The sequence below is a fragment of the Lysobacter sp. Root494 genome, from assembly GCF_001427225.1.
Classification (GTDB): Bacteria; Pseudomonadota; Gammaproteobacteria; order Xanthomonadales; family Xanthomonadaceae; genus Agrilutibacter.
Genome location: NZ_LMFH01000005.1, coordinates 169166 through 183641, shown reverse-complemented (window position 1 = coordinate 183641; position 14476 = coordinate 169166). Strand labels below are relative to the sequence as shown.

General features: G+C 65.9%; 13 protein-coding genes. 7 read left to right on the top strand and 6 right to left on the bottom strand.

Annotated elements, in window-relative coordinates; genetic code table 11:
- Positions 1–31: 31 nt before the first annotated feature.
- From ASD14_RS04155 to ASD14_RS04145, 3 genes are all read right to left on the bottom strand, one after another.
- Positions 32–952: a cation diffusion facilitator family transporter gene (locus tag ASD14_RS04155; RefSeq protein WP_056129442.1), complete on the bottom strand. Its 921-nt coding sequence runs from the start codon at positions 950–952 to the stop codon at positions 32–34.
- 80 nt (positions 953–1032) lie between these two features.
- Positions 1033–2343 (bottom strand): chromate efflux transporter, encoded by a 1311-nt coding sequence (gene chrA / locus ASD14_RS04150; protein WP_200947016.1) that lies wholly within the window; start codon positions 2341–2343, stop codon positions 1033–1035.
- Positions 2327–2677 carry an MmcQ/YjbR family DNA-binding protein gene (locus ASD14_RS04145; RefSeq protein WP_056129424.1) on the bottom strand — a complete coding sequence of 117 codons (351 nt, stop codon included), beginning with the start codon at positions 2675–2677 and terminating at the stop codon, positions 2327–2329. The genes chrA and ASD14_RS04145 overlap by 17 nt, the downstream gene beginning before the upstream one ends.
- A gap of 63 nt (positions 2678–2740) precedes the next feature.
- Between ASD14_RS04145 and ASD14_RS04140 the strand changes: the two genes are divergently transcribed.
- The 7 genes from ASD14_RS04140 to ASD14_RS04110 all read left to right on the top strand — a co-directional run bounded on the left by ASD14_RS04140 (position 2741) and on the right by ASD14_RS04110 (position 10453).
- Positions 2741–3364, top strand: coding sequence for a GNAT family N-acetyltransferase (locus ASD14_RS04140; RefSeq protein ID WP_082538733.1), 624 nt, complete (start codon positions 2741–2743; stop codon positions 3362–3364).
- 272 nt (positions 3365–3636) lie between these two features.
- A complete protein-coding gene (gene mfd / locus ASD14_RS04135) occupies positions 3637–7233 on the top strand; it encodes a transcription-repair coupling factor (RefSeq protein WP_056129419.1) in 3597 nt (1198 codons plus the stop codon).
- 57 nt (positions 7234–7290) lie between these two features.
- Positions 7291–7812 carry a phosphoglycerate mutase family protein gene (locus ASD14_RS04130; RefSeq protein WP_162247671.1) on the top strand — a complete coding sequence of 174 codons (522 nt, stop codon included), beginning with the start codon at positions 7291–7293 and terminating at the stop codon, positions 7810–7812.
- The gene (gene nfi / locus ASD14_RS04125; protein ID WP_056129415.1) at positions 7812–8486 is read left to right on the top strand and encodes a deoxyribonuclease V; all 675 of its coding nucleotides are present in this window, start codon (positions 7812–7814) and stop codon (positions 8484–8486) included. The genes ASD14_RS04130 and nfi overlap by 1 nt, the downstream gene beginning before the upstream one ends.
- A 76-nt stretch (positions 8487–8562) precedes the next feature.
- Positions 8563–8946 carry a hypothetical protein gene (locus ASD14_RS04120; RefSeq protein ID WP_157475065.1) on the top strand — a complete coding sequence of 128 codons (384 nt, stop codon included), beginning with the start codon at positions 8563–8565 and terminating at the stop codon, positions 8944–8946.
- A complete protein-coding gene (locus ASD14_RS04115; protein WP_056129410.1) occupies positions 8943–9803 on the top strand; it encodes a pirin family protein in 861 nt (286 codons plus the stop codon). The genes ASD14_RS04120 and ASD14_RS04115 overlap by 4 nt, the downstream gene beginning before the upstream one ends.
- 209 nt (positions 9804–10012) lie before the next feature.
- Positions 10013–10453: a hypothetical protein gene (locus tag ASD14_RS04110; protein WP_056129408.1), complete on the top strand. Its 441-nt coding sequence runs from the start codon at positions 10013–10015 to the stop codon at positions 10451–10453.
- A 79-nt stretch (positions 10454–10532) separates the two neighbouring features.
- Here the strand turns inward: ASD14_RS04110 and ASD14_RS04105 are convergent, their stop codons facing one another.
- The 3 genes from ASD14_RS04105 to rlmKL all read right to left on the bottom strand — a co-directional run bounded on the left by ASD14_RS04105 (position 10533) and on the right by rlmKL (position 14405).
- A complete protein-coding gene (locus ASD14_RS04105; protein ID WP_056129405.1) occupies positions 10533–11390 on the bottom strand; it encodes a pirin family protein in 858 nt (285 codons plus the stop codon).
- A gap of 99 nt (positions 11391–11489) precedes the next feature.
- Positions 11490–12104, bottom strand: a complete 615-nt coding sequence (locus ASD14_RS04100; protein ID WP_056129402.1) for a methyltransferase domain-containing protein — start codon at positions 12102–12104, stop codon at positions 11490–11492.
- A 3-nt stretch (positions 12105–12107) separates the two neighbouring features.
- On the bottom strand, positions 12108–14405 hold the full coding sequence (gene rlmKL, locus ASD14_RS04095; protein WP_056129401.1) for a bifunctional 23S rRNA (guanine(2069)-N(7))-methyltransferase RlmK/23S rRNA (guanine(2445)-N(2))-methyltransferase RlmL: 2298 nt from the start codon (positions 14403–14405) through the stop codon (positions 12108–12110).
- Between the last annotated feature and the right edge of the window lie 71 nt (positions 14406–14476).

Genomic DNA, 14476 nt, shown 5'->3' with positions numbered 1-14476 from the left:
GCCGCTCCGTAAATCGTGCCGAAGCGCCTGATCAACCCGAAAGCTGCGGCTTCAGGTCCGGCTCGAAGAAGCTCCAGCGCACTTCCGGGAACTGCGCCTTGAACGCGCGTTCCACGCGATTGATCTCTTCGGCCAGGTGATGCGTGCTCTGGCGATCGCTCATTTCGGCCTGGATCGCCACCATCACCTCGTTGCCCAGCTGCAGGGTGATCAGGCTGATCACGCGACCGACTTCCTCGCGCGCCTCGATGAAGCGGCGCATTTCCCGTTCGCGCTCGGGATCGACGCTCTGGCCGATCAGCATGGCCTTGACTTCGATCGCGACGAACACGGCGACGACGACGAGCAACGCACCGATCGCGATCGTGCCGGCCGCATCCCATAGCGGATTACCGGTGACCACCGACAGCACCACCGCGACCAGCGCGAATACCAGGCCCAGCAGCGCGGCCAGGTCCTCGCCGAAGATCACCACCAGCTCCGCCTGGCGGCTCTGGCGGAACCACTGCCACAGCGTGCGCGAACCGCGCGCCTTGTTCACTTCCTGCAGGCAGGCACGCATCGACATGGCCTCGGCGATGATGCCGAACACCAGCACGCCGACAGCCCACCACCACTGCCTCAGCGGCTCGGGGTGCTGCAGCTTGTGGATGCCCTCGTACAGCGAAAACATGCCACCCACGCTGAAAAGCATCAGCGCGACCAGGAACGACCAGAAGTAGATCGCCTTGCCGTAGCCGAGCGGATAGTCGGGGGAAGCCGGCCGCTTGGCCTGGCGCATGCCGAGCAGGAGCAGTAACTGGTTGCCGCAGTCGGCCAACGAATGCACGGTCTCGGCCAGCATCGCACTGGAACCGGTGAAGAACGCCGCGACGCCCTTCGACACCGCGATCGCGAAATTGGCGCCGAGCGCGAAGAAGATCGCGCGGGTCGAATCACCACCACCGGCCATGCATCGTTCCTTTGTGTGCTGTTGGTATTCGGGTCGAAAAAGCGCGGAAAGTCTAGCATCGGGGCGATCACGCCCCGGCTTCATGCCGCGATCGGAATCAGGGCCTGCGCCACTGCTCCGGCCAGCCCGGCAGCAGGCACGATCGCCGCAACCGACCAGCGCCAGCGGGTAAGTCCCGCGTACACGAATGCTGCGATCAGCACCGCGAGCACGGCCGCGCGCCACTCCTGCGCGGCCAGCAGGCGCCAGCCGAACCAGAACGCCAGGTGCGCGATCACGCCGACCACCGCGGAGGTCACCGCGGCCAGCACTGCGTTCGCGCGCGGCCATCGACCGATGTGCTCGATCCAGGGCGCAGCAGTCAGCACGAACAGGAAGCTCGGCAGGAAGGTCGCCCACACGCTCACCGCCGCGCCGAGCACGCCGGAGGCGAGCGGCAACGACAGGTCCGGATGTTGCCAACTACCCGCGAAGCCGACGAATTCCAGCACCAGGATCAGCGGTCCCGGCGTGGTTTCGGCAAGCCCCAGACCCGTCATCATCTGCGCCGGCGTCAGCCAACCCTGCACTTCCACGGCCTGTGTCGCCACGTACGGCAGCACCGCATAGGCGCCGCCCAGCGTAAACAGCGCCGTCTTGCTGAAAAACACGCTCATCGCGAAAGCCGTGCTGTCGCGTCCCAGCCACGCACCCAGGGCAAGCAACGGCAGCCACCACGCAAGCAGGCAGGCGAGCGCCATGCGAATCGCGTGCCACGCGCGCGCCTGCGGCAAGGTTGCATGAGACGTGGCCGGGGCTTCGGCTCGTGGCAGCCATTGCGGCCGGTGTTTCCACGCCATCCAGCCGGCAACCGCTGCCCCGGCGAGCAGCAACGGGAACGGCACGCGCAGCGAAATCGCCACCAGCGCGACCACCGCGAGCGCGACGGCAAACGTCGTGCTCAACACGCGTCCGCCGATGCGCTGTGCGGCATGCACGATGATGCCCAGCACCGCCGCCTGCAGTCCGAATACGACACCGTTCATCAGCGGCAACGATTGCCAGGTGAGATACGCCCAGCTCAACACGCCCATCAGTAGCGCGGCAGGCAGGACGAACAACACGCCTGCGGCGATCCCACCGCGCACGCCATGCAATCGCCAGCCGAGCCACGTCGCCAGCTGCATCGCTTCCGGACCTGGCAACAGCATGCAGAAGTTCAGCGCGCGCAGGAACGGTTCCCCTTCGATCCAGCGACGCTTGTCGACCAGCTCGTTGTGCATGATCGCGATCTGCCCCGCGGGCCCGCCGAAACTGATGCAGCCCAGCAGCAGCCAGAAGCGCAGCGCCTGGCCGAACGACGGCGGCGCGGCTTCGATGCGCGCAGTGCCTGCGTCAATCCGCAAGTTCACGCTGCGCCTTCTTCGTCAGCCTTGAGCGCACGAGTTCGTAGCTGCGACGGATGAGTTCGCGTAGCTCGGCAGCAGGCAGCGACTTCGCCGAGGCGATCTGCACCCAGTGCGCCCGTGCCATGTAGGGCGCGGGAATGAAGCCCGGGCGGCCGGTGAATTCGAGGAAGCGTTCGTCCTCGACCTTGAAGCTGATCGAGCCCTTGTGCGGCCCGCGGACGCAGGTCACGCAGAACATCTTTCCCGCGACCGTGAAGACCAGGTCGTCTTCCCATTTGATGCCCGCCTCGACGCCCGGCCACGCCGCCGTGAATTTCCGTAAAGCCGCTTCATTCATGTCTACGCGCCGCCGATGAAGTGTGATGAAGTCCTAAACGGGCAGTGTGCCAATATCGGGCGCATGACAGGAGCTTCCCCCACACGCGAACGTCTTCCGCCGTGGCACGAGCGGGTGACGCTTTCCAACGGGCGGCAGGTGCTGATCCGCCCCATACGTCCCGAAGATGGGGAGCCGTTGCGCGCCGGCTTCGGCCTGCTCGAACCTGATGAGATCCGCCAGCGCTTCCTGCATGCGGTGAAGGAGCTGTCGCCGGAAACGGCCGAGCGCCTCACCCATGTCAATCCACGCAACGAATTCGCGCTCGTGGTCGCCGAGCCGCTGCCACCCGGCGAAGCGCTGATCGGCGCCGTCGCGCGCGTGGCAGTCGATGAAAACGGCCGCGACGCCGAATTCGCGATCCTTGTCAGCCGCTACATCAAGCACATGGGCCTGGGCCGCTACCTCATGACCCGCCTGGTGAAGTGGGCGAAGGGCAAGAAGCTCAATCGCCTGTATGGCGACGTGCTGGAAAACAACGGGCCGATGTTGTCGCTGGCGCAATCGCTGGGATTCCAGCGCGAATTCCGCCAGGAGTCGCCCGGGCTGGTCCGTGTGACGCTGGAGTTGAAGCCGCGAAGCAACAACCGCACGCCCTCCGACCAGCAACGGTCGAGCGCGCAGCCGCAGCAAAACCAGAACCGCTGAGGAAGATCTGAACAACTCGCGGTGATCGTCAGACCCGAAGCGCCCTTGATCGTCATTCCTGCGAAAGCAGGCGACGCTTCACCACGGCCGAAGGCTGGTCATCCAGTGCCTTTGGTTTCAACGACTTGAAGCCACTGGATCCCTGCTTTCGCAGGGATGACGGCGTTATTCGCCATGAATGCCCGGCGGAACCCCGGGGTAAACTGCGCGTCCTTGCCGCGCTGGACGCATCGACTGCGTCCGGCGCTGTCGTCGTTTTGCGCAGCGCCCTCATGACCGACTCCGACACCTTCCGATTCCCTGTTCCGCCGCTGCCCAAGTCCGGCCAGCAACGCGCCTGGTGGCGCGCGCCTGCGTCGCCTTCGGCTCTGGCGTTCCATATCGCCGCGGCGGCTTCGGCGCATTCCGGCCCGCTGCTCGCGATCGCGCGCGACAACCACGGCGCGAACCAGCTCGAATCCGACCTGCGCACGTTGTTGGGTACTGATGGCTCGCTGCCGGTGGTGGCGTTCCCGGATTGGGAAACCCTGCCCTACGACCATTTCAGCCCGCATCCGGACATCGTGTCGCAGCGCCTCGCCGCGCTGCACCGGTTGCCGGCGCTCAAGCGCGGGATCGTGGTGGTGCCCGTACAGACGCTGCTGCAGCGACTCGCGCCGCTGAAACATGTCGTCGGCGGCAGCTTCGACGTGCGGGTCGGGCAGCGACTCGATCTCGACGCAGAGAAGCGCCGGCTCGAAGGCGCCGGCTACCGGCACGTGCCGCAAGTGCTCGATCCGGGCGACTTCGCGGTGCGCGGCGGCCTGCTCGACGTCTATCCGATGGGCGCGGATTCGCCGTTCCGCGTCGAACTGCTCGACGACGAGATCGACACCATCCGCGTGTTCGATCCGGAGTCGCAGCGCTCGCTGGACAAGATCGATGCGGTGCACCTGCTTCCCGGGCGCGAGTTGCCGCTCGACGAAGTCTCGCTGAAGCGCGCACTGGATGCACTGCGTGACCGCTTCGACGTCGACACGCGCCGCAGCACGCTTTATCAGGACCTCAAGGCAGGCCTCGCACCAGCCGGCATCGAGTACTACCTGCCGCTGTTCTTCGCGCAAACGTCCACGCTGTTCGATTACCTGGGTACGACTGCACTGCCGGTGATCGCCGACGGCGCGATGGAAGCCGTCGAGCAGTTCTGGAAACAGACCACCGAGCGCTATGAGCAGCGCCGCCACGACCTGGAACGCCCGGTCCTGCCGCCGGCCGAGCTGTACCTGTCACCCGATGCCCTGCGCGAACAGCTCAACAGGGCCGATCGCGTCGAAGTCTGCGGCGAGGCGCATCCGCAACGCGATCGAGCGGTCGCGCTTGGCGACCAGCCCGCGCCTTCGCTGCCGGTGGCGGCAAAGGATGCGCAGCCTGCCGAAGCACTGAAGTCGTTCCTGCGCACGTATCCGGGGCGTGTGCTGGTTGCGGCGGATTCGCCGGGCCGCCGGGAAGCGCTGCTTGAAGTTCTTCAGGCGGCCGAGTTGCGACCCGATGTCCTGCCCGATTGGGCGGCTTTCGCCTTTGCCCGTCATCCCCGCGAAGGCGGGGATCCAGCGACTTTGGTTTCCGCTGGTGATGTCGAAGCAAAAGCAAAGTCACTGGATTCCCGCCTTCGCGGGAATGACGAACAAAGACAACAGCGCGAGCTTTCCCGCTTCGCCATCGCCGTCGCCCCACTCGAAGACGGCTTCGCCCTCACCGAGCCCGCGTTCGTCATCCTCACCGAGCGCCAGCTCTTCCCTGAGCGCGCCTTGCAGCCGCGCCGCCGCAAGCGCGCGGGCCGCGAGCCCGAGGCGATCATCCGCGACCTCGGCGAACTCACCGAAGGCGCGCCAATCGTCCACGAGGATCACGGCGTTGGCCGTTACCGCGGCCTGGTCACCCTCGAAGCCGGCGGCATGCCCGGCGAATACCTGGAGATCGAATACGCCAAGGGCGATCGCCTGTATGTGCCCGTCGCGCAACTGCACCTGATCAGCCGCTATTCCGGGGCCTCGCCGGAAACCGCGCCGCTGCACTCGCTCGGCGGCGAGCAATGGACGAAGGCCAAGCGCAAGGCGCAGGAAAAGGTCCGCGACGTCGCCGCCGAACTGCTTGAAATCCAGGCGAAGCGGCAGGCGCGCGCGGGCCTTGCGTTGGATGTCGACCGCGCGATGTACGAGCCGTTCGCCGCGGCCTTCCCGTTCGAGGAAACACCTGACCAGCACTCTGCGATCGAAGCGGTGATCCGCGACATGGCCAGCTCGCAGCCGATGGACCGCGTGGTGTGCGGCGACGTCGGCTTCGGCAAGACCGAAGTCGCGGTGCGCGCGGCCTTCGTCGCCGCGACCACGGGCAAGCAGGTTGCGGTCCTTGTGCCTACCACGCTGCTGGCGGAGCAGCACTACCGCACCATGGCCGACCGCTTCGCCGACTGGCCGATCCGCGTGGAAGTGCTGTCGCGCTTCAAGAGCAGGAAGGAAATCGAGGAAGAGCTGAAGAAGGTCGCCGATGGCCAGATCGACGTGATCGTCGGCACCCATCGCCTGTTGCAGGGCGACGTGAAATTCAAGGACCTCGGCCTCGTCATCGTCGACGAGGAACAGCGCTTCGGCGTGCGCCAGAAGGAAGCACTGAAGGCACTGCGCGCCAACGTCCACCTCGTCACGCTCACTGCAACGCCGATCCCGCGTACGCTCAACATGGCGATGGCCGGGCTGCGCGACCTGTCGATCATCGCCACGCCGCCGGCGCATCGCCTGGCCGTGCAGACCTTCGTCGTACCGTGGGACGACGCGCAGCTGCGCGAGGCCTTCCAGCGCGAACTGGCCCGCGGCGGACAGGTGTACTTCCTCAACAACGACGTCGAGCAGATGGGGCGGATGCAGAAGCAGCTGCAGGAACTCGTTCCCGAAGCGCGCATCGGCATCGCCCACGGCCAGATGCCCGAGCGCGAACTCGAACGGGTGATGCTCGACTTCCACAAGCAGCGCTTCAACGTACTGCTGGCCTCGACGATCATCGAGTCGGGCATCGACATTCCCAACGCCAACACGATCATCATCCATCGCGCCGACCGCTTCGGCCTGGCGCAGTTGCACCAGCTGCGCGGCCGCGTCGGCCGTTCGCACCATCGCGCCTACGCCTACCTGGTGGTTCCACCGGACCAGCGCTCGATGACAGCCGACGCACGCAAGCGTCTCGATGCGATTGCGGCGATGGATGAACTCGGCGCAGGCTTCACCCTCGCCACGCACGACCTCGAAATCCGCGGCGCCGGCGAACTCCTCGGCGAGGACCAGAGCGGGCAGATGGCGGAAGTCGGCTTCAGTCTCTACACCGAGCTGCTGGAACGCGCGGTGCGTTCGATCAAGCGCGGCGAGCTGCCCGATGTCGATGGCGCGCATGCACGGGGCGCCGAAGTGGAGCTCCACGTGCCCGCGTTGATCCCCGAGGACTATCTCCCCGACGTGCACACGCGCCTGACCTTGTACAAGCGCATCAGCGGCGCACGGGACGTCGAAGAGCTGCGCGAATTGCAGGTGGAAATGATCGACCGCTTCGGGCTCCTGCCGGATGCCGCGAAGCACCTGTTCACCATCGCCGAACTGAAGCTGCATTCGACCGCGCTGGGCATCCGCAAGCTCGACCTCGGCGACAAGGGTGGACGCCTGCAGTTCATCGAGCGGCCGAGCGTTGACCCGATGGCGGTGATCCGCCTGATCCAGGGACAGCCGAAGCATTACCAGATGGACGGGCCGGACAAGCTGCGGGTGAAACTGGAGCTCCCTGATGCCGCTTCGCGCATTGCCGCCGCACGCGGGCTGCTGACGATGCTGGATCGCGCGGCGTGACGCTGCGTTCCCGCGGCACCAATGCGTCTATGCTCAGCCGAAGCTGAAGGAATGAAAATGCGATATTCGAGGCAGTTCGCGGCATTGGCTTCATTGCTGCTCGTCTTCGTGCTGAGTGCCTGCGCAACGCGTGCGCAGCAGCCCGCGGGAGTCACCTTCATCGTGGTGCGCCATGCCGAAAAGGTCGACGACGGCAGCAAGGACCCGCCGCTGAGCGAAGCCGGACTGGCGCGCGCGCAAGCCGTGGCCGCCGCGTTGCGTGACGCGCCGCTGCGCGGTGTCTACGCAACGGCCTACCGGCGAACGCAGCAGACCGCCGCGCCTGCCGCCCACGCGCATTCGCTGCCGGTGGTGACCTACGACGCCAAGCTCGCCGCGACCAACTTCGCCGCGCAGCTCCGCCGCGAGCATGCGACCGGCACGGTGCTGGTGGTCGGCCACAGCAACACCGTGCCCGGCATTGCCGCCGCGCTGTGCGACTGCACGGTGTCGCCGATGGAAGACACCGAGTACGACCGCTGGATCCGCATCCAGTTCGACGCCAGCGGCGACGCCACGCTGCAGGAAACGCGCTACTGATGGACGCCACGAATGTTCCCGAATGGAACGGTGATCCCGATGCGTTGCGCGCGGCGCAAGGAGAACTTGCCGGTCGCGTACGCCTGAAGGACGAGTTCGCGAAGCCATTGCGCACGGTCGCCGGCTTCGATGTCGCTTTCGAGGACGATGGCGCTACTACGCGCGCCGCGGCGGTGCTGCTCGACGCGGAGACGTTGCAGGCACTCGAAACGCATGTCGTGCGCCTGCCAACGCGCATGCCCTATCTGCGCGGCCTGCTGAGCTTCCGCGAGCTTCCAGCTCTGCTCGAAGCCCTCGCCCTGCTCTCCGCAAAACCCGATCTGTGCCTGATCGACGGCCAAGGCTTCGCGCATCCGCGACGGTTCGGCATCGCGTGCCATTTCGGCGTCGCAGCCGACCTGCCGACGATAGGTGTCGCGGAGAAGGTGCTGGTCGGCACCTCTTCGACCGCGCTGCATGAAATGCGCGGCGCGTTCACCACATTGCGTGAAGGCAGCGAGCAGATCGGCTGGATGCTGCGCAGCAAGCCCGGCTGCCTGCCGCTGATCGTGTCGCCGGGTCATCGCGTGGCGATGGCCACGGCGCCGGAAATGGTGATGCGTTTCGTCACGACCTACCGCATGCCCGAACCCACGCGTCTTGCCGAACGCATCGCGTCGCGCCGCGACGAATAGATCGTTGCGGATCCGTGGCGTATCGCTCGCCGCCGCGGTGCTAGCCTTGGCGGCAGTCTTCATTCCCGGAATCGCGATGCTCCGATTCACTGCACTGGCCGTCCTTGCACTGTTGTCCGGATGCTCCACCACGGGCGCGGTGATCGCGAACAGCGATTTCACGATGTCGGCGGGCGACAAGGTTTCGCTCCCCGACGCATCCACGCTGCGCTACATCGGCATCGCCAACGATTCGCGCTGTCCGCCCGATGTGATGTGCATCCGCGCGGGCGATGCCGACGTTCTCTTCGACCACACCGGCAACGGCAGTGCAGCTTCACGTGTCACGTTGAACACCGAACGCCAGCGCTCGACCAGTCTCGGCAAGTGGCATCTGGAACTGGTGGATCTCGCCACCCGCGGCGCGGCGCCCGTCGTCACCCTCCGCATCAGCGCCGGCAACGGCACGGTGAACCCATGACCCTGATCATCGCTCCCCGCGTGCACGACCTTGGTGGCTTCCAGGTGCGTCGCGCCGTTCCCACGTTGCAGGCGCGCTCGGTGGGCCCGTTCGTGTTCGTCGATCACATGGGGCCCGCAGTGTTCGAAGCCGGGCGCGGCGTCGACGTGCGTCCGCATCCGCATATCGGGCTGGCGACGGTGACGTTCCTCTGGTCCGGGAGCATGACCCACCGTGACACGCTCGGGAGCGTGCAGGACATCGAACCGGGCGACGTGAACTGGATGACCGCAGGCCGGGGCATCGCGCACTCCGAACGCACGCCGCTTGCGTTGCGCGAACACGATCATCCGTTGCACGGCATGCAGACTTGGGTCGCGCTGCCGCGTTCGCAGGAGGAAGTCGAGCCGGCGTTCTTCCATCATTCGGCCGCCGCCCTTCCCCAACAGCGTCGCGACGGATCGTGGCTGCGCGTGGTCGCCGGGCGCGGCTACGGCGAGGAATCGCCGGTGCAGGTGTTCGCCGACACGTTGTACGTCGCGATCGACCTGGACGCCGGCACGGAGCTCGCGCTGGACGACAGCCACGAACAGCGCGCGCTCTATGTGCTCGAAGGCGACGCACAACTCGACGGCGCGGATCTTCCCGCCATGAACCTGATCGTGCTCGATCCGCAAACGCGTCCACGCCTGCGGGCGAAGACGCCGCTCAAGGCGATGCTGCTCGGCGGTGAACCGCTGGATGCGCCGCGGCACATGTGGTGGAACTTCGTTTCCAGCTCGAAGGAGCGCATCGAGCAGGCCAAGCAGGACTGGGTGGATGGCCGGTTCGGCGCAATTGCAGGCGAAACCGAATTCATTCCCCTGCCCGATCACTGATGCCGTGCTGCGCTTCAAGCGGCAAGTGATTGATTTTCAATCATATCGTTCCAGATGAAACGGTTTCGATGGGCCCCGGCGTCCCGATTCACCGATGTGAAACGCCGGAATTTGTCAAGCCCCCGAAAGGGCGTTATGTTCGACCGCGACCAGCACAGCTTCACTGGTCGTTAACGAAACGCCGCACAAAGCAATCAGGGGGTGTATCTATGAACAAGCCTGTATGGCTCTTGCCGCTGCTGTTGCCGCTTGTCGGCACCGCTGCGGCCCAGGACTCGGGCGCGTGCCCGTACCTCGCCGCCGATACCGGGCTGACCTGGGAACACCGCGGCACTGGCGATTCCGACTTCTGCCGCGCGCTGCGCGAAGACGGCAGCGAAGCATTCGGCCTGACCATCGCGAAGGATGCGCCGTTCAAGCCCAAGGGGGGCAACCGTGCCGAACGCGTGAACATCGATGGCCGGGAAGTCACCTGGTATCGAACGGAAATCGCCGGCACGCAGATCCAGGCCCGAGAAACGGTAGTGCAGTTGCCCGACGGCCGCGTCGCCTACATCTGGGTGCAGGCGAAGACGCCGGACCAGTTGAGCCAGGCGTTGCAGCAGACGCAGTCGATGAAGTTCGGTGCGACACGGCTGAGCAGCAACTGATATTCGAATTGGAGCAACAGGCGGCGCCGGCGGTCACGCTGGCGCCGTTTTAGTTTTCCGCGAGCGACGCGGTGTCGCGCTAGAAGCGCCCTTCCTGGAAATCCACGAGCGCCTGCATGATTTCCTGCTTGGTATTCATCACGAACGGACCGTAACGCGCGACCGGTTCGCGCAGCGGGCGTCCGGCGACGAGGATCAGCCGCGCATCGCCCGACGCGCTCGCCTTGAAGACATCGCCGCCGCCGAGCACGGCCATCTCATGCGTACCGAGCTCGCGGGTGTCCTCGCCATCGCCGATGGCCGCGTCGCCTTCGAAGACATACGCGAAAGCGCTGTGTCCTTCCGGCAGCGCGTATTCCCAGCTGCTGCCCGCATCCAGCGCAATGTCGAGATACAACGGATCGGTAGCGGGCTGCGAAATCGGACCGCGCGCATCGCCGACCATGCCGGCAATGACCTTCACGCTCACGCCTTCCGCCGGCTGCACGACCGGAATGTTTTCGGAGGGGAATTCCTGGTAACGCGGCTCCGCCATCTTTTCCTTCGAAGGCAGGTTCACCCACAGCTGGAAACCGCGCATGCGTCCTTCCTCCTGCTCCGGCATCTCCGAATGCACCAGGCCACGGCCCGCGGTCATCCACTGCACGGCGCCCGGCGTCAGCAGGCCTTCGTTGCCGTGGTTGTCGCGGTGGCGCATGCGGCCGTCGAGCATGTAGGTGACCGTTTCGAAGCCGCGGTGCGGATGCTCGGGAAAGCCGGCGAGGTAATCCTCGGGCCGGTCGGTGCCGAATTCGTCGAGCAGCAGGAATGGATCGAGATCGGGCAGCGCGGGCCCGCCGATCACGCGGGTGAGGCGCACGCCCGCACCGTCGGAAGTCGCCTGTCCGCGCAGCGTGCGCAACGCGCGGGCGTAACGGGTGGAAGCGGGCTGGCTCATGGATGGTTCCCGGATTCGTTCCTGTGCATGCGTCCAAGATGGCGCCCGTCGCAGAAAACCGTAGTGATGCCGGGACGAAGCATCGTTCCGGCAGCAAGTTCAATCGGGCGCGCGGTGATCCCCCTGCGGTGGTTTGCGCGAATACACGTATACCGTCGCGGGAGGCATGTTGCGCAACACGAAATCACCGCGATGCACGTCCAAAACCAGCTGCTTCACGACGGATTCGGCCACCGGCGCGGACGGGCCATAGGTGAACTGCACCAACACGCCATCGGGGCGCAGGCAGTCGAACGCGGCGGTCAATATCTCCCGCTGGAGCACCGGTGGCATGGTCAACAGGCCCAGACCGGAAACGATTGCATCCGCGGGACCTTCATCGAGGAAGCCGCATTCGCTCGCGAGCTCGGGCAGCGAGCGCGCATCGCCCAGCACGACATGCACGCCGGGAAAACGTGCGTGCAGGTGCGCGTGTAACTCCTCGTTGAGTTCCAGCACCAGCAACTGCTTTGCCTGGATGCCAGCGGCCAGCAGCTCACGCGTGATGGCGCCGGTGCCGCCGCCCAGTTCGATGACGCGCCGCGTGCCTTCGGGCAGCTCGGCAATCATCGCGTACGCCAGTTCGGAACTGGACGGCATCACGGCGGCGGTGCGCAGCGGATTCTTCAGCCATTGCCAGAAGAAGGTGAAGACCCCGTGGCGCGCGCGTTTCATGGCTTACAGGCGCTGCAATCGCCAGCAACGGTGGATGCGTGGATTGCGTTCGAAATCGGGCGGAATCGTTTCACGGGAGATCTCGACGCAACGCGCGAACTGCGCCACCGCCGCGTCATCAAGGCGGAAGCGGCGATAGTTATTGGAGAAATACAGCACGCCCTCATCCGATAACCGTGCGACCGCCGCCCGCAGCAGCTCCACATGCGATGCCTGCACGTCGAAGTCGTCGGCACGCTTGGAATTGGAGAAGGTCGGCGGATCGCAGAAGATCAGATCGTATTCGCCCTGGTCGTGCTCCAGCCACTCCATCGCGTCCGCCTGCACCAGCCGGTGCTTCGCGCCGCCGACGCCGTTCTCGCGCAGGTTGTCCGAGCACCACTGCAGGTAGGTCGCGGACAGGTCCACGGTCGTGGTTGCACGCGCCTTGCCCAGTGCCGCATGCACGGTCGCAGCGCCGGTGTAGGCGAAGAGATTGAGGAAGCGCGCGTCGTGCGCTTCGTCCCCGATCCGCAGGCGCATCGGACGATGGTCGAGGAACAGCCCGGTGTCGAGGTAGTCGAACAGGTTCACGCGCAGCCGCGCGGCGCCTTCGCGCACCACGACGAATTCACCGCGCGTATCGAACTGTCCGTACTTGCTGCCGCCCTTGCCACGGGCACGCGTCTTCAATGCGATCTGCTCGCGCGGCACGCCAAAGACTTCGCGCGCGCCGGCCAGGGCTTCGTTGAGCCGCTTGCGCTGTACGTCCTGCGGAATTTCCGCCGGCGCCGCGTATTCCTGCACGTGCAGGAAGGTACGCGGTGTTGGTTCGTCGGTTTCGTAGACATCGATCGCTGCGGCGTATTCCGGGATGTCCGCATCGTAGGCGCGGAAACAATGCACGCCTTCGCGCTCGCGCCAGGTCTTCAACTTGCGCAGGTTCTTGCGCACGCGATTGGCGACCATCTGTGCGCCTTCGGACAAGGCCTGCACCTGATCGCTGCGCTCGCGCTGAGGAGGCGCGATGGGATCGACCACGATCAGCGTGCATTCGATCGCGCCGTTGAATACCTGGTACTTCTTCGCGGCGCGCAATCCGGTCGCGTAGGCGAGTTCGGCATCGCCGCACAACAGGCTGGCGCGCCATTGCGGCACGGTGCGCTTCAGCGCATCGCCGAGTGCGCGGTACAGCGCGGGGTCGGCAGCGAGGCGGGCATCGTAGGGTGGATTGCAGGCGACGAGGCCGCGGGGCGTGGGTGACTGTTCCGGTGGCTGTTCTTGCTGTTGCCGTTGCTGTTGCGTGTCATCCCCGCGGAGGCGGGGATCCAGCGACTTTGCTTCCGGACTTTCCGACAGCGGAGCGAAAGACACTGGGTTCCCGCCTTCGCGGGAATGACGACTGGAAGCGAACGGGAGTTCGGAAAGCTGCCGCACATCCTCGACCTTCCACTCGATCGCATCCACAACGCCAGCCGCTTCCGCGTTCTCCCGCGCCGCGCGCACCGCATGCGGATCGATATCGTTGCCGCGGAATACCGGACGCAACGCCGCGCGCCCCTTCGCCTCGCGTTCGATCGCCTCCACCCGAAGCTGCTTCCACGCATCCACGTCGAAACCGCGCCACCCTGTCGGCATCGAACCGCCATGCCGCAGCAATCCGGGTGCGACGTCCGCCGCCGTCAATGCCGCTTCGATCACCAGCGTGCCGCTGCCACACATCGGATCGAGGAGTGCACCGCCATCGGCATATACGCGCGGCCAGCTGCCACGCATAAGCACGGCCGCGGCGAGGTTTTCCTTCAGCGGCGCGTCGCCCTGGATACGGCGCCAGCCGCGGCGATGCAATGGTCCGCCACCGAGATCGACCGACAGGATCGCCTTGCCCTTGCGCACCACGAGGTTCAGCCGCAGGTCCGGCGCTTCGACATCGACATCCGGGCGCGCACCGGTGCGCGCGCGCATCACGTCGACGACCGCATCCTTCACGCGTTGCGCGGCGTAGCGCGCATGCGTGATGGCGTCGCCTGATACGTGCGCATCGACTGCCAGCGTGTGGCCGGAGGCGAGGTGCCGCGGCCAGTCGACCTGGGTCGCGCCTTCGTACAAGGCATGTTCGTCGGGACAGTCGAATTCGGCCAGCGGCCACAGCACGCGACTGGCCAGTCGCGACCACAGGACGGCGCGTTGCGCATCGGCGAGCGAGCCTTCCGCATTCGCGCCCGCCATGGTCGCGGTCGCACGCGTGCATCCCAAGGCGACGAGCTCGTCAGCGAGCAGATATTCCAGGCCCTTGCCGCAGCTGGCAAAAAAGCGGCTCACGCAACCTTTCCTGTAGGAGCGCCCTTGGGCGCGATGCTTTTCATGGTGGTGATGGTCGCGCCCAAGGTGCG

What these genes read in the sequence shown, in the direction of transcription:
- ASD14_RS04140 (WP_082538733.1), top strand. Translation starts at nt 2,741, where the DNA reads ATGACAGGAGCTTCCCCCACACGCGAACGTCTTCCGCCGTGGCACGAG.
- ASD14_RS04120 (WP_157475065.1), top strand. Translation starts at nt 8,563, where the DNA reads ATGCTCCGATTCACTGCACTGGCCGTCCTTGCACTGTTGTCCGGATGC.
- ASD14_RS04155 (WP_056129442.1), bottom strand. Translation starts at nt 952, where the DNA reads ATGGCCGGTGGTGGTGATTCGACCCGCGCGATCTTCTTCGCGCTCGGC.
- ASD14_RS04100 (WP_056129402.1), bottom strand. Translation starts at nt 12,104, where the DNA reads ATGAAACGCGCGCGCCACGGGGTCTTCACCTTCTTCTGGCAATGGCTG.
- ASD14_RS04105 (WP_056129405.1), bottom strand. Translation starts at nt 11,390, where the DNA reads ATGAGCCAGCCCGCTTCCACCCGTTACGCCCGCGCGTTGCGCACGCTG.
- ASD14_RS04115 (WP_056129410.1), top strand. Translation starts at nt 8,943, where the DNA reads ATGACCCTGATCATCGCTCCCCGCGTGCACGACCTTGGTGGCTTCCAG.
- mfd (WP_056129419.1), top strand. Translation starts at nt 3,637, where the DNA reads ATGACCGACTCCGACACCTTCCGATTCCCTGTTCCGCCGCTGCCCAAG.
- ASD14_RS04130 (WP_162247671.1), top strand. Translation starts at nt 7,291, where the DNA reads ATGCGATATTCGAGGCAGTTCGCGGCATTGGCTTCATTGCTGCTCGTC.
- ASD14_RS04145 (WP_056129424.1), bottom strand. Translation starts at nt 2,677, where the DNA reads ATGAATGAAGCGGCTTTACGGAAATTCACGGCGGCGTGGCCGGGCGTC.
- nfi (WP_056129415.1), top strand. Translation starts at nt 7,812, where the DNA reads ATGGACGCCACGAATGTTCCCGAATGGAACGGTGATCCCGATGCGTTG.
- ASD14_RS04110 (WP_056129408.1), top strand. Translation starts at nt 10,013, where the DNA reads ATGAACAAGCCTGTATGGCTCTTGCCGCTGCTGTTGCCGCTTGTCGGC.